Raw genomic sequence first — 21,429 nt, forward strand, 5'->3', positions numbered from 1 at the left:
AGATACAAAGCTACAAAGTGACGGCTTACGATGGCAGTTAAAACCTGACAGCGTTCTGTGTCGTCCTTGGGCGTGCTTTCCTGACCAATATGGAAAGTTTAAGTTCTGTATAGTGCTAAAGCTAAAATGAAATCCAACATTCCTTATGGCTATAAAATCCACCTCTATACGCGGTCGCTCACCGATGAAGGCTTCAAAGGCTTTGATATCGATTTTCTGATGGAAGGGGAGAATGAAGCAAAGGGGCGGAAAAAAGCGAATCAGCTTCAGCCTGAACGTGCCACTGCACCATCGGAACGTTCGTTCATTATGAAGAGTCGACGCCTTGTCAATCAAGCTTGATGTTCAGATTTATTCTATGTATAATGGCATTAACTTTAACAATAGGGGAGTTCTTGATGTCGGTAGTTGTTCTTAACTAATCAAATTGGATAGAGTGTATTTCTTCAATATGGCAAAATTATCGCCTTTAAGGTGGTTTATTTGTCATGCGTGAACGGAATTGCTCCAATTCGTTAAGAACAATGGCCATCCTTTTGAATTCAACCGACTGTGATCAGCCGTGCTCTTAAGCACGGTTTTTTTTATGAATAAGCAAGTATATGTGCTGTATTTATACATGCTCTATTCATCTTGCAGAAATGATGCGATGCGTTTCTAGACAGGGATATCTGCACCGTTTTTGCTCGGAATTATCGTGTGCCGGATATGCGCAGATTTGTTTCCTGCCGCTCCGGCTTACAGCGGTAAACAGTCGATCCCCTAACAGGGCAGAAGATGGACGTTAACGTTCATTTTCTGCCCTTTTTGTGCTGACTTAGTAGGCGTTCCTCAGAGTGGACGCCCCAGAGCAATCTACATTATGAAGAAAGAGTGATACGAATGAAAAATGTGATCGAAATGGCAAGCGCAAATGTGCGTCTGGAAGAAGGGCCGCGCGTTATTGAACAATTGTTGATCGAGTGCTATTTACGACCCGGTATTTCGACGAAGGAGATGGCGCGGAAGACGATGCTTCCCGTTCCAGTGGCGACCGCAATTAAGAAGGAGCTTATCAAGGCGGGGGCGCTCAAGCAGGATCGGGGCGTGCATTGCACATTTGCAGGAAATGATTATGTGGAACAGGAATGGGGATATTTCGGTCTCGATAAAGAACTGTACCACAAGTTGATGGCGGACGGAATGGCATGGAAATCTGAACTCGCCGAGCTTTTGATGGATTGGAACGATCTGTTCCAAGCGCGACCGCAAGCAAATGTCCAGATTGACCAATCTAAGTGCACGTTGGAGACGAGTCTGAAGCGGGCCGTGCTCTGTTTGCGGGAGCATTCGCTCATCGGCAAGCAGGTGCTGTGTGTCGGCGATGACGATCTGGTCAGCGTGGCGCTTGGCTTTCTGTTGAAGCGGCTGTTCCCGGGCAGAAGCAGTCCGAAGACGGCGATCCACGTCGTCGATGTAGATGAGCGGTTTTTGCAATATATACGTGACATTGCCAAGCGGGAAGACCTGCCCATTTCATGCCACCATGCTGATTTGCGGCAGCCTTTGCAGGAAGAACTGCATGGCCGCTTCGATTGCTTCTTCACGGATCCGCCGTATACGATGCAGGGGATGAGCCTGTTTTTGTCCAGAGGCATTAGCGCGCTCAAGCGGAGAAAAGGCTTGCCAGTGTTTTTGTCGTTCGCTCACAAATCACCTGGATTTACGTTGGCCATGCAGCAGGAGCTTGTGCGTATGGGCATGATGATGAAAGAGATTACCCCACATTTTAATGATTATGAGGGGGCGCAAATGATTGGCAACCGCGGGCAAATGATCGTGCTGAAGACGACGGAGCATACGACTCCAGGGCATACAGATCGTTATGAAGGGGCGCTTTATACCGGCGAAGTGAACCGCACGCAGCGCATATACCGCTGCAGGCAGTGCGGGGAAGCTGTGTTGGTCGGCCAGGACGGGGATTTCGACACGATTGAACAGTTGAAACGGCGGGGCTGCTCCAACTGTGGCAGCTCCACATTCGAGCTTATCGAGAGAAAACAGGCGTCAAAGTCGGACGAGAAGGCGAACCTGCGTTGAACAATTGAGCCACTGAGCCACTGAGCCGCTGTGGGAATAAGTAATTAAGCTGCTCAAATGGTGAAATGTTGCTGAGTTCTCCTTAATGTGTCTCATGCTTCACATATACAGGCCTGGCTTCCAATCGGAAGACCAGGCCTGCATTTATTGTACAAAAAAAGGTCTGCCCACCTGCATAGGCGAAACAGACCTGTAACTTATTCGATTCAAGCTTGGACGGTGTCTGTCTTTGGAGCAGCAAGCTTCGGTTCGGGCACCGCACACACAGCGGACAGCGCATCGCATTCCCGGAACGCGAAGTGCCTGCAGCCTTGGCAACGGGCTGCGCTAATGCGGGTCAAGGCGAAGTCAATGGCGGCACCCGTCCGTTCGAAGAAGTGCTCTGCTTCGATACGGGCTGCGAGTCCCGTCTTGTTCATCACATTCCGCGGCTGCTCATGGATGCCCGTAACGAGCACCGTTCCTCCTTGGCGCTGGACTCGGCTTACGAGAGCAGACAAATTCGACTCTGCCGTCGTATCCATATATGGTACGCGTCCCAAGCGAAGAATCAACACGAGCGGCATCTCCCCGAATTGGTCCTTCAGCGACTGTTCGAATGAATGTGCGGCTCCGAAAAACAGCGGACCCTCTACAGTAAACATGCTGATTTGCGGGCAATGGCGCCCGTCCTTTACGATGCGGGAGGACACCTTCGCTTTCCGGTCTGCCGGATCGGGCAGCACCTTGGCTACCTTGACGCCTTCGCTCATCCGTTTTACAAATAGGACAACCGCCAACACGAGGCCTGCTTGAACGGCCACGGTCAAATTGGCGAACACAGTTAGCAAAAAAGTAACGGACAGAATAAGAGAATCGGCGGTCCGTGTCTTCAAAATGTGCAGAAATGTTTTGCGTTCGCTCATGTTCCAAGCAACAACCATCAGTATGGGCGCCATGGCGGCTAAAGGAATATTGGAAGCATATGGCGCGAAAAAGAGCAGCACAAGCAGTACCACGATAGCGTGAACGACACCGGAGACGGGAGAGACCGCCCCGTTCCGAATGTTGGTTGCGGTTCTGGCGATGGCTCCGGTAGCCGGAATTCCTCCGAACAACGGGGTTACCATGTTGGCGATGCCTTGCCCTACGAGTTCCCGGTTGCTCTGGTGCCGGTCTCCCGTCATGCCGTCGGCGACGACAGCGGACAACAGCGATTCAATGCCGCCGAGCATCGCAATGACGAAGGCTGGTTGAATCAGCTGGACGATACGGTCCCAGCTGATTGCTGGCAGCCGGAATTCGGGCAGTCCGCTCGGAATGGCACCGAATGTGGAGCCGATTGTGGCCACTTGGCCAGGGAAGATCCACGCTGCAGCCAGACTGGAGACGAGCAGGCCGACTAACGAGCCAGGAATTTTGGGCAGCCATTTAGGCGTGAGCAGAAGAACGGCAAGACAGAGAAATGCTGTCAGCACGCTGTAAAGATTCAATGCCGGCAAGTGCACTACAAGCTCACGCATGTCGGAGATAAAGCCGTCTTGCTTCTCCACGTGCAGGCCTAGAAAGTCGGCAATCTGCCCCGTAAAGATGATGACCGCTATGCCGGCCGTAAACCCGATCGTCACCGGACGGGGAATGAAGCGGATGACGGCTCCCAATCGGAACAGCCCCATGAGTACGAGCATGACTCCGGCCATGAAGCCGGCAATGAGCAGATTATCATACCCGTACTGTAGGACGATAGCGAACAATATGGGTATGAATGCTCCGGTCGGACCTCCGATTTGGAATCGGGATCCGCCGAACAGCGAAATGAGCAAGCCGGCGACAATTGTCGTATAGAGCCCGTACTCCGGCTTGACACCCGATGCAATGGCAAACGCCATCCCTAATGGAATGGCGACGATACCTACGATACTTCCGGATATGATATCTTTCTTCAAAGCTTGCGCGTTATACCCGGCATAACGGCCGCGCAACAACGGTTTCATGCACTTTTCCCACCATTTCTGAATATCTGATTATTTGAATATATAAAGGATCATATATTCATCTGACCATTCTGTCAAAGCGGTTGTCGTGACGTGTAGAGTGCTTATAAAGGGAAAAGAGAGGAAACTCGAGTCCGTTACCCGAATCCCTCTCTTTTATGAAGATTCCTGCTTCTTGATGTTCTCCAACATGGAGATGGCGTTGACAAGGTGATTGTCGAAAATGCGCTTCGCCACCTGGAGAAGATCCTTGATCATCGGATCGCGCAGAGAATAAATGACCGAAGTTCCGTCCTTGACGCCGAACACGACGTTCTTGCCGCGTAGGACGGCCAATTGCTGTGAGACGGCCGAACCCTCGATGCCGAGGAGCGACTGGATTTCGTTCACGGTTTTATCGCCGTCGCACAGAACCTCCAATATTTTTATTCTCAAAGGGTGTGCCAACGCTTTGAAAAATTCAGCTTTGAACTGTTGGATGTCCGGATACATGGTGTTCTCCCTTATTCATTGAAGAATGGAATATAGATTAGTGTACCACAAAACGGACGTTCAGGGGAAAAGATGGGCAAAACGCGCCATGCCGATTCCGTGCGATTCCCTCAGGATGAGAACGAACCAGTATCTTGAGTCAACGCCGCTGTGTGCTTCTTCCTTAAAATGAATCCGGTAAAAGCAGAGAGTAAATACATCGTTCCTCCCACAATATAAACGGATTGCGGTCCCCACATATCTGACACGGTTCCGGCAAACAGCACTGACACGCCGAATAGAACGTATGATATCGTGCTTTGCGCCGCAAACACGTTCGGCTGCTCAGCTAGTGGCGTGTACTGTTGGACATAGGTCCGCTGGGCGATATCGCGTAGTTGATAAAAAGGGCCCATCAGCAGCACAATGGCCAAGGCGATAAATGCTTGCGTATTGAACGCATAACCGTAGGCGAACAGGCTCACTCCAAATGAGCCGACAATGATCGTGCCAACCAGATGGCGATGAATGAGAGCGGACAGCTTGAGCGTAATCAATCCGCCGATAATGGTGCCTGCATAGTAAGCGGCATTAATATAGCCCCACCAAGCTTCATCCTTCAGCAGCACTTCCTGGGCGAATACTAACGTGACGCCTCCAATCCAGATGCCGCCTGCAATGCCTTCTATGATATCCATCCATGTAATGATGCGCAGCCGGGGATGGGTAAATAGAAAAGTCCAGCCTGCCAGCATGGAGCGGGAGCCTTTCTCTTTTGGCGTGTCATGCTGGTCATGAGTCAGGCGAACAATAAAGAGACAGCCTAGAAGCAGGAGTCCCGAGGACAGCTGCAGCACGAGCGAATGACCGAGCTGCGCGACGAGGATGCCTCCCATCGTCCAGCCGAGCAGCGACAGCATCTGCATGCTGGTCGATACGAGACTGTTCGCTTGCACACGCTTGTCCTCTTCCACCAAACGGGGATAAAGCGCATTAGCCGACGCGGATGCGCAGCCCTCCACATAACCGATCAGCACGATGCCGCAGAACGCATAACCGAGAAATGCGGATGCCGGCAAAGCAGAAGAGAGCGGTGTCAACGAGAAGGCGATGAGTGCAGACGCCGCACACTGAAGAAACAGGAATAAACGGGTGACATAGGCAACCGTCATCTTCCGATACCAGAACGGCAGTGAGAAGCTGCTGGACAGTATGGCCAAGGAACGAACGAATGAGACCGCTCCGGCAAAGGCGGCCGATCCTGTAAGTTGGTAGACAGCGGCAATCAATGTCATCATATACAAGGATCCCGCAAGGTTAGCAAACGAGCGGCTCGACAATAACGAGTAAAATGAACGATTCAAACAATACACACCTCATTGCATCGTAGCTGTTGTTCAAAAAGCCGAAAAGTGACCTTGTTGAACGCGCACTCATAGTAATATTTTCACATTATACCATGCAATAGGCTAAGTGCTAATCATTTTTTTCTAATAATAATTCTACTTTGTTCAAATGCTCCAACATGCGCCGGGAAGCGAGCGCTTCATTCTGGTGCAGTATAGCTTCATAGATAAGTCTGTGTTCCTGCAATAGCTGCAGCGTGGAGGAACGTTCGCCGAAGAGCCACATCCGCCGGGTGTTGCCCATATGCCGGGCGCACTGCTGGTGAAACAGCTGCAGCATCGGAATTAATATTTCATTATGACTCGCTTGCGCTAAATGCACGTGGAACATTAGATCGGCCTGCTGGCTCGCCGCTTCGTCCTCCAGATTCGCCTCCATCTGTTGAAGGCAATCTGCCAACGCAGCCAAGTCCCCATCCGTCCGCCGTTTAGCGGCTAGTCCCGCAGAACCGACCTCGATCATTTTCCGCACCTCGATTAGCGATTTCAATGAGTTGATCTCAGATAGCCAGCCTTGAAGCAGGTCGGACGGTGCTTGCGGCTGTTCGCGCACGAACGTGCCGCCGCCATGACGAATGTCGATCCAGCCCATCGCTTTCAGCGCGCTGAGCGCTTCGCGTATCGTTGAACGCCCGACTTGGTACTGCTTGGAGAGCGCTTCGACGGAAGGAAGACGATCTCCGGGCGAGTAGCTTCCGTTTTTTAATTGGTCGAGCAGATGATCCGTTACGAGCTCCGCTCCCTTTTTATATTGAATTCCGTTCATCAATGACGGCCTCCTGATATGAAATATCGGACTTATCTATACATTATGAAAAAATATTTTAAAATGGTAGTATACATCCTCTTCTATCATAAGTTATAATATGCCAAAAGTCATCAGATCACCTGAACAGTTTAACAAATTTATGAACAGAAACAACAGGAGGGGAAATTCGATGATAGTGAACGAAGTGCGGCAAGATCTGCTGCAGCTACTTGGGCCAGAGCGTTACCGCGATGATAAGGAGGCGCTCGTCACGCATTCGTACGATGCGACACCGATGCTCCAGTCGCTGCCGGACGCGGTAGTTTATCCCGATTCGACGAGTGAAGTTCAGGATATTCTTCGATTAGCGAATAAGCATCGTATTCCGATTGTCCCGCGGGGAGCAGCCAGTAACTTATGCGGCGGTACTGTACCCGTATCAGGTGGAATTGTCGTGGCAATGACCCGAATGAACAAGCTGCTTGAGCTAGATACGGATAATTTGACAGCTACCGTCCAACCTGGACTGAACACGAAGCAATTCCATCGCGAAGTGGAGAAAAGGGGGTTGTTCTATCCGCCGGACCCGAGCAGTATGGTCATTTCGACATTGGGCGGCAACATTATGGAAGGAGCAGGAGGACTCCGCGGCTTGAAATACGGCACGACGAAGGATTACGTTATCGGACTGGAGGCCGTCCTGCCTTCCGGTGAGGTCATCACAACGGGCGGCAAGCTGTATAAGGACGTTGCCGGCTATGATTTGACGAAGCTGCTTGTCGGCTCGGAAGGAACGCTCGCTATTATTACGGAAGCAACGGTGAAGCTCATTCCTGCGCCGCGGGTGAGACAGACGATGCTGGTTGCTTTTCAAGATATATATGCAGCTGCGCGTTCCGTCTCGCGCATTGTGGGAGCGGGTATCATTCCGGCGACGCTCGAATTTATGGATCAGCCGACGATCCGCGTCGTGGAGGAGTACAATCATATCGGCCTCCCGATAGATATGCAAGCGGTGCTGCTCATTGAGCAGGACGGACAGGAGAGCGCCAGCGTTCAGAAGGACATGGACGCCATCGTATCGATCTGCGGGGAGGAAGGGGCAGCCCGTATTGAAACGGCTCGGGATGAACGCGAAGCGGAGCAGCTGATGAAGGCAAGACGCAGCGCGCTGTCGACATTGGCGCGCATTCGACCGACGACGATTTTGGAGGATGCGACCGTGCCTCGTTCCCGTATCGCAGACATGGTGTTGGCCATTAACCGGATTGCGGCGCAGTATGAGTTGAACATTTGCACGTTCGGCCACGCGGGGGACGGGAATTTGCACCCGACCTGCACAACGGATGCGAGAAATACCGAAGAAATTCATCGGGTCGAGCAAGCGTTTGCCGATATTTTCGAAGAAGCCATCAGGCTTGGAGGAACGATAACCGGAGAGCATGGCGTCGGCACGGTTAAAGCGCCTTATTTGGAGTGGAAGGTCGGTGAGGCTGGCATCGCCTTGATGAAAGGCATCAAGCAGGCATTCGATCCGAACGGCATTATGAATCCAGGCAAAATATTCGCCAAATCAGCACGCAAAAGGCTGGTGATTACCCGATGAACAGCAGAGAGCAAGACGATCAACGAAAAGGAGCCTTGAAGCAGCAACTGGTTAATACGCTTGATTATGAGCAGTTGATGAACTGCATGCGCTGCGGGTTTTGCCAGCCTGCTTGTCCGACATTTCATCAGACGGGTCTCGAAGCGGCTTCTCCACGCGGTCGTATCGCTCTGATGAAGGCGGTGGCGGATGGACTGATGGAGCCGGACGAAGCGTTCAAGCAGCAAATGGATCTATGCTTGGGGTGCCGCGCATGCGAACCGGTATGCCCTTCCGATGTGAAATACGGCCAATTGCTAGAGCAGACGAAGGATGCTCTATTCGAGCATGCTGAACCTGCCGGGGCGATTCCGCTGCGCGGCCTTCATAAGTTTGCGAAGCCGATATTTAAGCGTCATCGCCGTCTGCGGCTGATGAGCACGATACTGCAAGCTTATCAACGCTCCGGCCTGCAGCGTCTTGCCAATAAAGGGAAGCTGCTGCGTTGGCTGCCGGCGCATATGCAGACGATGGAGCGGATTATGCCGCATGCGGACAGCCGCGGTGTCGTAAAGCGGGTCGGCGGTCATCGTTTTGAAGCCAAAGGTGAGCGAATCGGGACGGTAGGACTATTTCGCGGGTGCATTATGGACGTTCTTTTTACGGAAACAAATGTGAATACCGTCCGTCTGTTGACTGAATCCGGTTATGATGTCGTCATCCCGGAGGAGCAGTCCTGCTGTGGCGCGCTGTTCTCTCATAGCGGCGACCGGGACACGGCCCGAGAGTTTGCCAAGCAAAATGTAAAGGTGTTCGGGGATGCGAAGGTGGACTACATTGCTTCCAACGCCGGAGGCTGCGGGGCCATGCTTGTCGAGTATGATCATTTGCTTGCGGATGAAGCGGAGTGGGTGGGGCCTGCCCGAGAGTTTGCCGTTCAAGTGAAAGACATCAGCGAACTGCTGCTGCGTTCGCAGCGCTGGAATCAACTGCCGGAGGCAGCAGCACAATCGAAAACAGCAGCACAACCGGAAACAACACGTGACGACACCGTAACGGTGACATACCAAGATTCGTGCCACCTGCGCAACGTGATGAGGGCTGGCGAGGGGCCGCGCCAATTGCTGCGTCTCATCCCTGACACGAACTTCGTAGAGCTGGAAGGGGGCGAAGTGTGCTGCGGATCGGCGGGTATCTATAACCTGGTGCAGCCGCAAATGGCGAACGATATTGTAGATTCAAGAATGGAAGCGGTGCGGGACACGAAGGCTTCGATTATTTTAACGAGCAATCCGGGCTGTCTGCTGCAGATGAAGGTCGGCGTAGAGCGGGAAAAAGCGAACGACCGTATCCAGGTCATGCATGTAGTCGATTATTTTGCGGAAAAGATATTGAAATAATATTTTAGAAAAACTATAATAATTTTGTAATTAAATTTTAGTGACTTGATGATACATCTTTGTTATGTAAGGATGAAACTTTCAGTTTATTAGGGGGAGTTAATCGTGAATGTTATTCCATTGGAAGCCAAGTGGATCGTTCCAATGTGCGAATTATGGAACAGGGAACTGGGCGGCCTCTTTCCAATGCGAGAGGCGCTGCTGCGGCAGAATAGCTTTCAAGATGCGAACGTTTACTACCCAGGTTCTTGGCTGGCACAGGATGATGACGGTACACTGCTTGGCTTTGTCATCGCGAAGAAATGGCAGGAGCAAGAGCGAGAGATGCAGTTGGGGGAAGGCGCAGGTTGGATTCAAGCGCTTGTCGTGCGTTCCGACAGGAGGGGCGAAGGCATAGGCAGCCGATTGCTTACCCTGGCTGAAGAGGCACTGCGGGATGCCGGAGTAGAGATCGTATATATGGGCCGCGATCCGTGGCATTATTTCCCTGGCGTGCCGAAAACGCTCTCATCGGCTCGTCCTTGGTTCGAGCGGAGAGGATACGAGTTTCTGTATGAGGTATATGATTTGCTGGCATCCGCAGAGGAAGGTCCGCCTGTTGCTCCGTCGTTTTCCGAAGGCGCTTACATCAAAGGGCTTGAACTGCAGGATCAAGCGGAAATGCTGCGTTTCTTCCGCAGATGCTTTCCTGGACGGTGGTACTATGAAGCACTCTGTTATTGGGAGCGGGGCGGAACAGGCAGAGAATTTGTCGGATTGTTTGCAGAGCGGGAGATGATAGGCTTCTGCCGCGTGAACGATGAGCAGTCGGCTTTGATCGCGCAAAATACGTACTGGGCTCCGCTCTTCCAAGAGCCGCTTGGTGGAATCGGACCTCTTGGCGTAGACAGCCGCTATCGGGGAAAGGGATATGGCCTTGCTCTCGTTGAAGCGGGGGTATCAGAGCTGCGAGCGCGCGGAATGAAGCATCTGGTCATTGATTGGACGGAGCTCGTTGATTTTTATGCGAAATTAGGATTTCAACCATGGAAGGGCTACGATTTAATGAAAAAGACATTGCGGTAGGCAACATAGATAGAAGCTGAAGCAGTGTGTGCTCAATCGAGTTGAACTGCTTGAGAAAGAACCGGATGTGAGGATTGCCAATACTGAACTACGGTACGCTTTTGTTCTACAACAAAGAATTGTTGGATGCGGCAGTGCGTTGCATCGCATCAATATGACGGGACGGCGCAATATTTAGATGATACAAGAGAAGCGATTCGATTTATTAAAGAACTGTGATCATAGGCGTCAAACGAGTATTAAATAGCAGCAATTTATGTTTTTTTGCCCTCTTCGACGGCTGGCTCCCGGCAGAAGAGGCTTTTTTATTGGTGTTTTTTATCGAACATGCAGCAATCGCACCTCCGCGCCCGTGTGCATATAATGTACTCCGTTCCGTGGGCATATGTCCCGGAGCGGAGTCAAAGCGGCAAGGAGGAAATGGCATGGCACCATCAGATAGTGGACGCACGACTCAGCTTGCATTAATGGAAGAAAGGATGAATGCGATAACGCATGGGCTCGGGCTGCTGCTTAGTTTGGTTTTTTGTGTGGGAGCGGCTTCCGTATCAACACGCCATATGGCACGTGTCTGTGCTAACTGGAGCAGCGCTCCATTTCGGCTGTGTGTATAAGCTCATCTTGCTTGCATAATTTTTTTTGGGTGATGTTAAGGTTTCCCCCTTGACATGGTGTTCAGATTTAGATATGATAAGGAACGTCGATGGGCTGTAAAGTGTTTTTCCTTGACGAAAGGAGTGGCCCGTATGAACGAGGAACAGGTATTAGCGAAGACGAACCGCGTCAATATGCTGTTTGACTTCTACGAACCGTTGCTCACAGAGAAGCAGCAGACGTTCCTGAAATGTTACTTTCAAGATGATTTTTCCTTAGGCGAGATTGCAGCCGAATTCGGAATAAGCCGACAAGCGGTGTATGAACATATTAAGCGGGCGGAGCAGACGCTCGATGCGTATGAGAGCAAGCTAGGGCTGCTCGCGAAGTTTGAACAACGTACGAAGCTAATGGAATCGCTGCATGACGCATTGAACGATATGAAGGGCATACCCGACCCGCAGCGCGCGGAACTGCAGATGATTGTCCGTGAACTGCAGGCGTTGGATTAAGGGAACGGGGTGAATAACAATGGCATTTGAAGGATTGACAAGCCGATTGCAGAACGTATTCAGCAAGCTGCGCGGCAAAGGCAAAGTAGCGGAGGAAGACGTCAACGAAGCGATGCGCGAGGTGCGCCTTGCGTTATTGGAGGCAGACGTCAACTTCAAAGTTGTTAAAGAATTTATTAGCAAAGTAAAAGAGAAGTCTGTCGGCCAAGACGTCATGAAGAGCTTTACGCCAGGCATGGTCATTATCGATATCGTTAACAAAGAGTTGACGGAGTTGATGGGGGGCACTGCCGCGAAGCTGGCGAAAGCGAATAAGCCGCCAACGGTTATTATGATGGCAGGCTTGCAAGGTGCCGGTAAGACGACGACGTCGGGTAAGCTGGCGAAGCTTCTGCAGAAGCAGAACCATAAGCCGCTGCTCGTGGCTGCCGACATTTACCGTCCAGCTGCGATTCAGCAGCTGCAAGTGCTCGGCAACCAGATTAATGTGCCCGTATTTTCCTTGGGTGATCAAGTTAGCCCGGTAGAAATTGCACGCCAGGCGATGGATCATGCGAAGGAGAATAATCTCGATTATGTGATCATCGATACCGCCGGCCGTCTACATATCGATGAAGCGCTGATGGATGAGCTGAAGCAGATTCACGAGACCGTTAAGCCGGATGAAGTCTTGCTCGTCGTCGATGCAATGACAGGGCAAGATGCGGTAAACGTAGCGGAAAGCTTCAATCAGCAGCTCGCGTTGACGGGGGTCGTGCTGACGAAGCTCGACGGCGATACGCGCGGCGGTGCGGCGCTCTCGGTAAAAGCTGTTACCGGATGCCCAATCAAGTTTGCGACATTGGGCGAGAAGCTGGATGCGCTTGAACCGTTCCATCCGGAACGGATGGCTTCCCGTATTCTCGGGATGGGGGACATGCTGTCACTTATCGAGAAGGCCCAGGCGAATATCGATTCGGACAAAGCGAAGGAAATGGAACTGAAGATGCGGAACGCCGCCTTTACGTTCGATGATTTTCTGGAGCAGATGCAGCAGGTCAAGAAACTCGGCCCAATTGATCAGATTTTGGATATGATTCCAGGTATGAACAAGATGAAGCAGACCGCGAATCTGAAGGTGGATGAGCGTCAGATGGGTCGCATCGAAGCGATTGTCCGTTCGATGACGAACGCTGAGCGCCAGGATCCCGACCTCATCAATCACAGCCGCCGCAAGCGGATTGCAGCCGGCAGCGGAACAGCGCTCGCCGACGTGAACCGCCTCATCAAGCAGTTTGACGAGATGCGTCGGGTGATGAAGCAGTTCTCCGATATGATGGGACCGAAAGGTCCGAAAATGATGAAAAATTTGAAGGGCAAAGCCGGAAAGGGAATGAAATTTCCTTTCCGCTAATGCATAATGCTTTACTCGAATTCCGTTAAGGAGGTGAATGTCGTGGCAGTACGTATCCGTTTGAAACGAATGGGTGCTCATAAAGCACCGTTCTATCGTGTCGTTGTATCCGATTCCCGCTCTCCGCGTGATGGTCGTTTCATCGAAGAAATCGGTTACTACAATCCGGTAGCTCAACCTGCAGTAGTTAATATCGACGAAGAAAAAGCGTTGAAATGGCTGCAAACAGGTGCTCAAGCTTCTGACACGGTTCGCAACTTGCTTAGTCAAGCAGGCGTCATGAAGAAGTTCCATGAGCTGAAATATCAGAAGTAATCTAACCGTTCGGAGGGTCGCGAATGGAAGAGTTGGTGTTAGTTATTGCACGCGCTTTGGTCGATCATCCGGAGGAGGTCCGTGTGGACGTCGTGGAGAAAGACCACATCATAGTATATGAGCTTTACGTCCATCCCGATGATGTCGGGAAGGTTATCGGAAAGCAAGGTCGTATAGCCAAGGCGCTTCGCACGGTCGTCACATCGGCAGCCGTAAAGGTTCCGAAACGAGTTGCCGTGGACATTATTTCTTAACATGACGAAACGGGTTAGGATGAAATCCTAGCCCTTTTTCGTATGTGAATAACCGTTTGTGTTACACTAGGAAGCATACCCGTAAATAGCAGGAGGATTCGATACGACATGGCTGAAAAGTTATATAATGTCGGCAAAGTCGTGAATACGCACGGCATTCGCGGAGAAGTGAAAGTATTTCCGCAGACCGACTTTCCGGATGTGCGCTTTGCCCAGGGAAGCGAATTGATTTTGCAGCATCCAGAGACGCAGAGCACCCTTTCGGTTACGGTGGAACGGTCGCGTTTACATAAGAACATGTACATCGTGAAACTGAAACAATTCGACGACATCAACGATGTAGAGAAATATAAAGGCTGGATGCTGAAAGTGTCGGAAGCGCAGCTCGTAGAACTGCCGGAGGACGAATATTATTATCATGAAATCATCGGTTGCCGAGTTGTGTCGGATGAAGGCGAAGAATTAGGTGTCATCGACGAGATTTTGGCCCCGGGAGCGAATGATGTCTGGGTCGTGAAGCCGTCGAAAGGCAAGCCTATTCTTATTCCGGTAATTGATGATGTGCTCCTTAACGTCGACATCGAAGGCAAAGTTGTTACCGTCCACCTCATGGAGGGACTTATTTAAATGCGTATCGATGTATTAACGCTATTCCCGGAAATGTGCGAAGGCGTATTTAACGCGAGTATACTGGGTAAAGCCCGGGAGAAGGGACTCGTAACGCTGAATACGGTCAATTTTCGTGACTATTCCACCAACAAGCATTCGACCGTAGATGATTATCCATATGGTGGTGGGGGCGGTATGGTTCTGAAGCCTGATCCTATTTTTGCGGCAGTCGAAGATGTTATCGCCAAGGCGGAGACGGAAGGCTTAGTGAGAAGCGAACAAAATATCGATCACGCGGAAAGAGATTCGTCTACAGTGAAGCCGCCGCGCATTATTTTGATGTGTCCGCAAGGTGAACGCTTTACGCAGACGAAAGCCGAGGAGTTGGCAGAGGAATCACACCTTATTTTTATTTGCGGCCACTACGAGGGCTATGACGAGCGTATTCGCGAGCATCTCGTGACGGATGAACTGTCAATTGGCGACTATGTGCTGACGGGGGGCGAACTGCCAGCCATGGTCGTTATCGATTCCGTCGCTCGGCTGCTGCCTGGAGTGCTCGGCAATGAGTCGTCGGCCGTGACGGATTCATTTAGCACAGGACTGCTTGAATATCCGCATTATACGCGCCCTGCTGAATTTCGCGGCTGGAAGGTGCCGGATGTGCTCATAAGCGGCCATCATGCCAACATCGAGGTGTGGCGCCGAGAGCAAGCGTTAAAACGGACACTAGAACGACGGCCTGATCTGCTCGACAGCATCGAGTTGAGCGATGAGGAGCAGAAGCTGCTGCGGCGGTTGAAGAGTGAATAGCTGTAGTATAGAAGAACGAATAGACTCCTACATCATGTACTATGGGTACAATGTAGGAGACATTTGCGTATCTATTAGGATGTTGGCGTTTTTCAGAGCCAACTATTTTGAGACGCTGGAGTTCTTCGGGTAAATCAAATCGTCAATGTTGATTCCCAGAAAATATGAACCAATGCAAAAAAAGGAGGGCGGCCAGGAAGGCATCCCTCTTCTTCGTCTTCATCACGGTTAGTCTGTAATCAGCTCTAATTCCACCACGGTATCGTTCTCATCTGACAGTTGGGCCGTCGGAAAGTTGATGAACAAATAATCTGCATAGTCATGTGCATTCCACGGTGTCTGTATATTTACCTCTGAACCGTCTGCAAGCAATCTGGCCTGTTTGACGCGTCCATTCAATCCTTTCAGCGCAATCGGTCCGACGCCGCGGTCGAGAATGTGGGCGTACAGCTTATTGCCTTGCTGCGTGTAACGCCCCCACTCCGGCTTCGGCAATTCACTCGCGCCAGAGCCGTAGATGCTGTTCAGACTACTCGCTTTGATGTTGCCGCCCAAGCGGTTGTCGATGATAACGTGTGGCTGCAAATCGCGAATCATCGTCACAAGCTCCGATGCGCGCCATTTCTCGCCGGTCATATCGTCATAAGAGAAATCGAACCAGAGCACGTCGATCGTCCCGTAATTCGTCAACAGCTCTTTGACCTGTCCATGCATGTAATCCAAGTAGCGATTGAAATCTGTTTCCCGGTCCTTGAACTCCTCGTTACTGCGCATCGGGTGCTGGCGGTCGCCATAGACCGGGTAATCCGGATGGTGCCAGTCGATGATAGAGTAGTAGAAGCCAACCTTCAACCCTTCGGCTCGGAAGGCGTCGACATATTCCCGAATCAGGTCGCGTCCAGCGGGAGTGAACCAATCGTACGCTGACGCTGCGATTAGCTCCCATACGTATGAGAAATATTGGTGCCACTTTACGACGCTCATTGGAGAGCGGCATTTATTTCAATTTATGCGTATTCCTCATGTCGTCACGATGTCGCCTTCCGTCTTCGAGGAGGCTGTTGAAAGATTTCAACGCTTGAAGAAAGAGCATTATGACGGAGATTGGACTGCCGTGCTGCGCAAGCAGGCGCTACTAATGGAGCTGCTCAGCCTATATTTGGGGGAAGCAGGACCGGAGTCCATCATTCTGCCTTCCTCCCAAGCGATGGACAAGCTGAACCTGGTGCTGCAGTATATGAACGGCCATCTTACCGAACGGCTAAGTGTGCAGCAGCTCGCGGACCGGCTGCATTTGCACCCGAATTACTTCATCACGTTCTTCCGTGAGCATATAGGAGAATCGCCAGTACAATATATGAACCGGATGAAGGTGGAGCGGGCGAAGAAGCTGCTCTTGACGAGCCATTTAAGTGTGACGGAAATTGCTGAGGCAGTCGGTCTGGATGTATATTATTTTTCTCGTTTGTTCAAAAATAGTACCGGGTTCAATCCGACATGTTCAAAGCGACACATAAAAATGAAATGAAGTGAGGGGGAACATAGGATGCAATCCCATCCATCTCGTCATCATGAAAGTCAGACGGATGACAAACAGCGTTTGTTCGTTGCGATACCACTGCCGGCGTCTGCTGCGGACACCGTCGTACAATGGTCCGAAGGGGCGAAAAGACAGTGGGCGTTTCACAAATGGGTCCATCCGCTCGATTTGCATATTACGGTACAGTTTCTGGGAGCGGTATCCCCTGATGTTAAGGAGCGTCTCGTGCAGGGACTTCAGAGTGCAGCGCAATCGTCGGAGACGTTTCGGCTCGAATTGCAAGAAGTGGGGACGTTCGGGGCACACGAAGCACCTCGTGTCCTATGGGCAGGAGTCGGCGGAGAGATCGGCCAGCTTAAGCGCCTGTATGATCTTGTAGTAGCTGCGACTGCGCCGCTTGGATTCGTGCCCGAGGACCGGCCATATTGGCCGCACATTACATTGGCCCGCAAATACCGCGGGATGACTCCCATGTCGCTGAACGCTGGTCATGCGCCGCTGCCTGAGTATGATTGGATGGCGGACCACTTCGTGCTGTACCGCACGCAAATGGGTAAGACCCCCATGTACGAGCGAATTGAGGAGTTCAGACTAGGTCACGGCATACAGCAACCGTAAGCTTCCCGTCGGGAAGCTTTTTTTATGTTACGAGAAGAATTGCCGTGAAAGGCTTGATTAAAAGCCGCATCAACATGGCCGTGCTTCCAGAGGGGGAGAAGAGAGGTTCTATGTATTCAAGTCCTTAAGGGCACTCTCCCCTTGACTCAGACATAGCTACAGTCGCGGGTTCCGGGTACAACTACGACTAAGATCAAGGGGGTTTAAAGTGGAGTAACTGAAATAATACGTAATGGAAAGTGCCCGAACAAAAGATACAACATAAATAAGAACAAAAGATACAACATAAATAAGAACACAAGCACAACAGTAAGCACAACGCAAATAGATCAAAAGGTCTGAACGTAAAAGGTACGCCATGAATAGAAAGCTCGTAGAACATGAGGACATCTTGAAGCATAACGTAAGCAGAACATAAGCTACATTACGAAGCACGGCGCATAAGAAATAAGGCGCTATATAAAATACAGCTAAAGAACTAAATGAGCGTGTATAAGGCAGGTGGCATCGCTGTAAGCCTTTCGGTCATGCTGCGGTTGGTGAGGCAGCGCAATGAATAGAGTTATATAGGGCATACGACGGAGATGCTGAGGCAGGACAAAAAGACATGCAGATGCACACAAGACGCTCCCATGCGGATGCGTGTTGAGCAGTTGCATTGTAACGAAAGCAAAATTCATCCAAGTATCTTTGAAGATAAGTTGCCCCGATCCCGTGAAACGTGTCGTTCATCCAGCGTCGTGCTCGCTTGAATGTTCGATATAAGCGACTGTCACGGCGAGCACGATAAGGGTGTTGGATAATAGACGGCTCGAAAGCAGCCGCTGTTACATGAAGAGCGACAAAATGATCACAGCCAGAACGAAGCAGATATTTGTCGGAAAGGTGAGCCTTCTTCACAAGCTTCATCTTAAGCTCATCCAACTGATCGTCCGGCGTTACGGATGCGGCAATAACAAGGGGGGATTCCCGAGGATGAAGCTCAAGCATTGAATGATATGAGGTGCCATGAAAGGCGACAATGCCTTGAACTTTGCCTCCGAGCGGTCGGTCAACGTCGGACATGCTGATCGCAGCTCGGATTTTGTGCAGCATCAACCAGGCGGTCTTGTAAGTGACCCCGATGATCGAGCTGAGGTAGACAACATTGATGCCCCTGTCAGAGCGGGAGACAAGCCAGAATGCCGTAAGCCATTTCCACAGGGCTGTGCGGCTGCCTTCCATGACCGTACCAGCGGTCAGTGAGGTCTGATGGCGGCAGGCACGGCACTCGTATAGAGGAAGCCGACGCGTCTGAATGACGTAGGCATTGGTGTGTTGACAGCGTGGGCAGACGAAGCCATGCGGCCATTTCATATGAAATACGAAGGAAACACATGAGGATTCCGTATGGAATTTACGCTTCAAATCCTCCAAAGTATCGATCGATTGCCAAGCCGTCATTATAAGTCCTCCTTTAAACTCTACTTGTAGTTCAATTTCCCATTGGATAGAGAACAAATGTTCTATACTTCGATTATACAGAACATAAGTTCTTATTTCAAGGATTTCTTCCCTTTAAAATGTTGTTTTCTTATGCAGTGCGATTCTTACATAATATCGTTAGAACAAGCATCTCGTTCTGAGTTGTGGGGAGGGTGATGCAAAGGGCTTGTTAAGGATAGGAATGTAGCCTAGAGAGAGGCGAATTAATGACAATGTACTCATGTATAAGAGATAATTTTAGACCAAAACAGTCTCGGAGTATCCGATGTGTGAAGTAAAAGTCAATAGATACAATCAAATTTTATGAACTAAGAGTGGGCATGCAAATTGTGTTCGCGTGTTTTGGGACTATATGTTCATCGGGAGCATAAATCAATAACCTTATATTGCGAAAAAGATATAGATGACGATTTGTAGCCAATGACTGATATTATCATGCTTGTATGCGTGTGAATAGCGAAAGAAAATAAAACAGGTCCATTTTCACATATATTTACGTATCTGCCGCAATTATAATGAAGTCACCTGTTCATCCCTGTCGAAATGTTGTCGAAGGGTGCAGGTGATTTTCTTGTTGCTGCCAAGAAAATAAGTCGTTTTATTATTCGGTCTATTGCTCAAACTGCATGATTGTCAGAAAAGAACGGAGGGATAGGATGGACAGATTTGCTACGCGTGCCGGCCTTCTGTTGCTGACGCTCGCCGCCGTATTCATGGTTGGTTTTTCTAAGCCAGAAGAGCCCAGGAAAGCAATCTGGATTTGGCAAGCTGATCGAATCGAGAACGAGTCGAATCAATTGTTGTCTTTTGTGAAGCAGAACGAGGTGAATTTGTTATATTTGCATGTTGATATGGACATCCCACAATCAACTTACCGTGAATTTATACGGGAAGCCGCTGCATCCGGCATCGAGGTTCATGCGCTTGCTGGACATCCCGCATGGGCGCTTGAATCGCGCCGGGACAGAATGATGAAGCTAATCCAGTGGGTTAAGTTGTATAACGGCAACGCATCGCCGGAGGAACGAATTCGAGGAATTCATTTAGATATCGAGCCGTATGTTTTGCCGGAGTGGGAGACGGAGCGGGAAGCTCTAGTCACTTCGTGGATGGGAAATATGGAGTACTTTCTCCAGACAGCAAAAGAAGAGGTAAACGTTGAAATAAGCGCCGATATGCCGGTCTGGTTCGATTCGATTGTCGCCGCCGATATGCCCGAGGGTTCGCTTGCAGAGTGGATGATTAAAAGGTTCGACCACATTACGTTAATGGCTTATCGTCATGAACTGGAAGGTGATAATGGCATTTTGGAACTGGTCAAACACGAAATGGAGGTGGGTGATAGGCATCAAGCCAAGCTGCTCATCGGCGTGAACGCCAAGCCGATGGAGGAGAAGCATACCACTTTTTATGATAAAGGGACGACGGCAATGAAAAAGGCATTGCAAGAAGTGACGCAGAGGCTCGGAACCCACCCTTCCTTTGCAGGGACGTCGATTCATGATTACCGGTATTGGCAAAGCATGGAGGAGCGGGATGCGGAATTGCTGCCTGAACCAGACCCTGATCCGAATCCAGATCCGGTTCCGGACCCTGATTGGGTTCCTGTCCCGCCACCAATCGAGCGCAATGGGCCGGTTGTCGCCACTTATGTGTGGCGTGCGGAGCTTGCCATCGAGCAGCCGGACGAGATTATCTCCTTTGCGAAAGAACAAGGAATCAATCTGCTCTATGTCCGCCTTGATTTGGAGCAGTCGTACGATGCTTACCGTTCATTTGTGAAGAAAGCCCATGAAGCAGGTATTGAGATGCACGCGATGGGCGGACATCCGATATGGGCGCTTAGCGAGAATGAGCCGCGCATCCTGCGGCTGGTGAACTATGTTAAGCAGTATAACCGCTCGGTGGAGCCAGATGAGCGATTCCATGGCATTCATCTGGATGTGGAGCCGTATGTGCTGCCGGATTGGCAAAGCCGCAAGGATGACGTGTTGAAGCAGTGGACGGCCAATATGGACATGTTCGTACGGGAAACGAAGCGGAATTCAGGCTTGTTGACGAGCGTCGATTTGGCCGTATGGCTCGACCGGACGTATGTGCCGGATCGACCGGACATGACGATTAGCGAGTATATGATAGGTCTGATGGATCATGTGTCTTTGATGGCATTCCGCAATACAGCAGAGGGATCGAACGGGATTGCCGCTGTCGTGAAGGAGGAGATGAAGATGTCTGACCGTCTAGGCAAGCATCTTGTCGTCACAGTGGAAATGAAGGAGAACTTTGAGGGTAAGCATATTTCGTTCCACGAGCTAGGGGCCGAGGAAATGCAAAGACAACTGGAAAAACTGCCCGAACTGCTGCAGGACCATTCTTCCTATATAGGAAACGCCGTACATGCATATGATTATTGGCGTGATGCTATTCAATAATAAAAGTAATTAGTGGGCTTCATCGTTTGTGGGAATGGTTTTATGTAGTTGCCACGAATGGTGAAGTCCTTAGTGATTAGCTGGAATTCGACTGCAGAAAAATCAATTAATGAACATGTATATGATATATAGATCAT

At 50.5% G+C, this 21,429-nt stretch carries 20 protein-coding genes and 1 pseudogene; 15 read left to right on the forward strand and 6 right to left on the reverse strand.

What is annotated here, in order from left to right; all coding sequences use genetic code 11:
* Positions 1–126 precede the first annotated feature (126 nt).
* Together M3650_RS01030 and M3650_RS01035 are read left to right on the forward strand one after the other, a co-directional pair.
* Positions 127–342 carry a hypothetical protein gene (locus tag M3650_RS01030; protein ID WP_251571665.1) on the forward strand — a complete coding sequence of 72 codons (216 nt, stop codon included), beginning with the start codon at positions 127–129 and terminating at the stop codon, positions 340–342.
* 540 nt (positions 343–882) lie between these two features.
* Positions 883–2,079, forward strand: coding sequence for a bis-aminopropyl spermidine synthase family protein (locus M3650_RS01035; RefSeq protein ID WP_251571667.1), 1,197 nt, complete (start codon positions 883–885; stop codon positions 2,077–2,079).
* A 206-nt stretch (positions 2,080–2,285) separates the two neighbouring features.
* Here M3650_RS01035 and M3650_RS01040 read toward each other — a convergent pair whose 3' ends face one another.
* From M3650_RS01040 to M3650_RS01055, 4 genes are all read right to left on the reverse strand, one after another.
* Positions 2,286–4,052 (reverse strand): SulP family inorganic anion transporter, encoded by a 1,767-nt coding sequence (locus M3650_RS01040; RefSeq protein WP_251571669.1) that lies wholly within the window; start codon positions 4,050–4,052, stop codon positions 2,286–2,288.
* A gap of 156 nt (positions 4,053–4,208) precedes the next feature.
* Positions 4,209–4,544 carry an ArsR/SmtB family transcription factor gene (locus M3650_RS01045; RefSeq protein ID WP_019424946.1) on the reverse strand — a complete coding sequence of 112 codons (336 nt, stop codon included), beginning with the start codon at positions 4,542–4,544 and terminating at the stop codon, positions 4,209–4,211.
* A gap of 110 nt (positions 4,545–4,654) precedes the next feature.
* Entirely contained in the window at positions 4,655–5,896 is a 1,242-nt protein-coding gene (locus M3650_RS01050) for an MFS transporter (protein ID WP_311295006.1), read from the reverse strand.
* 103 nt (positions 5,897–5,999) lie between these two features.
* Entirely contained in the window at positions 6,000–6,695 is a 696-nt protein-coding gene (locus M3650_RS01055; RefSeq protein ID WP_251571673.1) for a FadR/GntR family transcriptional regulator, read from the reverse strand.
* A 172-nt stretch (positions 6,696–6,867) separates the two neighbouring features.
* Here M3650_RS01055 and M3650_RS01060 point away from each other — a divergent pair, with 172 nt between their 5' ends.
* The 10 genes from M3650_RS01060 (at position 6,868) to trmD (ending at position 15,217) form a co-directional block, all read left to right on the forward strand.
* Positions 6,868–8,283 carry an FAD-binding oxidoreductase gene (locus M3650_RS01060; RefSeq protein WP_251571675.1) on the forward strand — a complete coding sequence of 472 codons (1,416 nt, stop codon included), beginning with the start codon at positions 6,868–6,870 and terminating at the stop codon, positions 8,281–8,283.
* A complete protein-coding gene (locus M3650_RS01065; RefSeq protein WP_251571677.1) occupies positions 8,280–9,662 on the forward strand; it encodes a (Fe-S)-binding protein in 1,383 nt (460 codons plus the stop codon). Before M3650_RS01060 ends, M3650_RS01065 begins: the two co-directional genes overlap by 4 nt.
* 105 nt (positions 9,663–9,767) lie before the next feature.
* Complete coding sequence (locus M3650_RS01070; RefSeq protein WP_251571679.1) at positions 9,768–10,727, forward strand: GNAT family N-acetyltransferase; 960 nt, start codon at positions 9,768–9,770, stop codon at positions 10,725–10,727.
* Between the two features lie 425 nt (positions 10,728–11,152).
* The gene (locus tag M3650_RS01075) at positions 11,153–11,341 is read left to right on the forward strand and encodes a hypothetical protein (RefSeq protein ID WP_251571681.1); all 189 of its coding nucleotides are present in this window, start codon (positions 11,153–11,155) and stop codon (positions 11,339–11,341) included.
* A 132-nt stretch (positions 11,342–11,473) separates the two neighbouring features.
* Complete coding sequence (locus M3650_RS01080; RefSeq protein ID WP_019424952.1) at positions 11,474–11,833, forward strand: putative DNA-binding protein; 360 nt, start codon at positions 11,474–11,476, stop codon at positions 11,831–11,833.
* A 19-nt stretch (positions 11,834–11,852) separates the two neighbouring features.
* Positions 11,853–13,226 carry a signal recognition particle protein gene (gene ffh / locus M3650_RS01085; RefSeq protein WP_019424953.1) on the forward strand — a complete coding sequence of 458 codons (1,374 nt, stop codon included), beginning with the start codon at positions 11,853–11,855 and terminating at the stop codon, positions 13,224–13,226.
* A 42-nt stretch (positions 13,227–13,268) separates the two neighbouring features.
* Positions 13,269–13,541 carry a 30S ribosomal protein S16 gene (gene rpsP / locus M3650_RS01090; protein WP_019424954.1) on the forward strand — a complete coding sequence of 91 codons (273 nt, stop codon included), beginning with the start codon at positions 13,269–13,271 and terminating at the stop codon, positions 13,539–13,541.
* 23 nt (positions 13,542–13,564) lie between these two features.
* Positions 13,565–13,795 carry a KH domain-containing protein gene (locus M3650_RS01095; RefSeq protein WP_019424955.1) on the forward strand — a complete coding sequence of 77 codons (231 nt, stop codon included), beginning with the start codon at positions 13,565–13,567 and terminating at the stop codon, positions 13,793–13,795.
* Positions 13,796–13,903: 108 nt separating this feature from the next.
* Positions 13,904–14,422 (forward strand): ribosome maturation factor RimM, encoded by a 519-nt coding sequence (rimM, locus tag M3650_RS01100; RefSeq protein ID WP_019424956.1) that lies wholly within the window; start codon positions 13,904–13,906, stop codon positions 14,420–14,422.
* Entirely contained in the window at positions 14,423–15,217 is a 795-nt protein-coding gene (gene trmD, locus M3650_RS01105; protein WP_251571683.1) for a tRNA (guanosine(37)-N1)-methyltransferase TrmD, read from the forward strand. It begins immediately after the preceding gene.
* Between the two features lie 228 nt (positions 15,218–15,445).
* On the opposite strand, the pseudogene M3650_RS01110 reads toward trmD, so the two are convergent.
* A pseudogene (locus tag M3650_RS01110) lies at positions 15,446–16,126 on the reverse strand (alpha-L-fucosidase); the annotation flags it as partial.
* A 100-nt stretch (positions 16,127–16,226) separates the two neighbouring features.
* Here M3650_RS01110 and M3650_RS01115 point away from each other — a divergent pair.
* Positions 16,227–16,745, forward strand: a complete 519-nt coding sequence (locus M3650_RS01115; protein WP_251571685.1) for an AraC family transcriptional regulator — start codon at positions 16,227–16,229, stop codon at positions 16,743–16,745.
* 18 nt (positions 16,746–16,763) lie between these two features.
* Positions 16,764–17,375 (forward strand): RNA 2',3'-cyclic phosphodiesterase, encoded by a 612-nt coding sequence (gene thpR / locus M3650_RS01120; RefSeq protein ID WP_251571687.1) that lies wholly within the window; start codon positions 16,764–16,766, stop codon positions 17,373–17,375.
* A 525-nt stretch (positions 17,376–17,900) separates the two neighbouring features.
* Here the strand turns inward: thpR and M3650_RS01125 are convergent.
* On the reverse strand, positions 17,901–18,818 hold the full coding sequence (locus M3650_RS01125; protein WP_251571689.1) for a transposase: 918 nt from the start codon (positions 18,816–18,818) through the stop codon (positions 17,901–17,903).
* 698 nt (positions 18,819–19,516) lie between these two features.
* Here M3650_RS01125 and M3650_RS01130 point away from each other — a divergent pair.
* Complete coding sequence (locus M3650_RS01130; protein ID WP_251571691.1) at positions 19,517–21,292, forward strand: hypothetical protein; 1,776 nt, start codon at positions 19,517–19,519, stop codon at positions 21,290–21,292.
* Positions 21,293–21,429: the final 137 nt, after the last annotated feature.

It is taken from the genome of Paenibacillus sp. MER TA 81-3 (genome assembly GCF_023713585.1).
GTDB lineage: Bacteria > Bacillota > Bacilli > Paenibacillales > Paenibacillaceae > Paenibacillus_B > Paenibacillus_B profundus.

Bases quoted from the DNA above. Each gene is read 5' to 3' on its own strand.
- M3650_RS01030 (WP_251571665.1), top strand. From the start codon at position 127: ATGAAATCCAACATTCCTTATGGCTATAAAATCCACCTCTATACGCGG.
- M3650_RS01035 (WP_251571667.1), top strand. From the start codon at position 883: ATGAAAAATGTGATCGAAATGGCAAGCGCAAATGTGCGTCTGGAAGAA.
- M3650_RS01040 (WP_251571669.1), bottom strand. From the start codon at position 4,052: ATGAAACCGTTGTTGCGCGGCCGTTATGCCGGGTATAACGCGCAAGCT.
- M3650_RS01045 (WP_019424946.1), bottom strand. From the start codon at position 4,544: ATGTATCCGGACATCCAACAGTTCAAAGCTGAATTTTTCAAAGCGTTG.
- M3650_RS01055 (WP_251571673.1), bottom strand. From the start codon at position 6,695: ATGAACGGAATTCAATATAAAAAGGGAGCGGAGCTCGTAACGGATCAT.
- M3650_RS01060 (WP_251571675.1), top strand. From the start codon at position 6,868: ATGATAGTGAACGAAGTGCGGCAAGATCTGCTGCAGCTACTTGGGCCA.
- M3650_RS01065 (WP_251571677.1), top strand. From the start codon at position 8,280: ATGAACAGCAGAGAGCAAGACGATCAACGAAAAGGAGCCTTGAAGCAG.
- M3650_RS01075 (WP_251571681.1), top strand. From the start codon at position 11,153: ATGGCACCATCAGATAGTGGACGCACGACTCAGCTTGCATTAATGGAA.
- M3650_RS01080 (WP_019424952.1), top strand. From the start codon at position 11,474: ATGAACGAGGAACAGGTATTAGCGAAGACGAACCGCGTCAATATGCTG.
- ffh (WP_019424953.1), top strand. From the start codon at position 11,853: ATGGCATTTGAAGGATTGACAAGCCGATTGCAGAACGTATTCAGCAAG.
- M3650_RS01095 (WP_019424955.1), top strand. From the start codon at position 13,565: ATGGAAGAGTTGGTGTTAGTTATTGCACGCGCTTTGGTCGATCATCCG.
- rimM (WP_019424956.1), top strand. From the start codon at position 13,904: ATGGCTGAAAAGTTATATAATGTCGGCAAAGTCGTGAATACGCACGGC.
- trmD (WP_251571683.1), top strand. From the start codon at position 14,423: ATGCGTATCGATGTATTAACGCTATTCCCGGAAATGTGCGAAGGCGTA.
- M3650_RS01115 (WP_251571685.1), top strand. From the start codon at position 16,227: ATGCGTATTCCTCATGTCGTCACGATGTCGCCTTCCGTCTTCGAGGAG.
- thpR (WP_251571687.1), top strand. From the start codon at position 16,764: ATGCAATCCCATCCATCTCGTCATCATGAAAGTCAGACGGATGACAAA.
- M3650_RS01125 (WP_251571689.1), bottom strand. From the start codon at position 18,818: ATGACGGCTTGGCAATCGATCGATACTTTGGAGGATTTGAAGCGTAAA.
- M3650_RS01130 (WP_251571691.1), top strand. From the start codon at position 19,517: ATGGACAGATTTGCTACGCGTGCCGGCCTTCTGTTGCTGACGCTCGCC.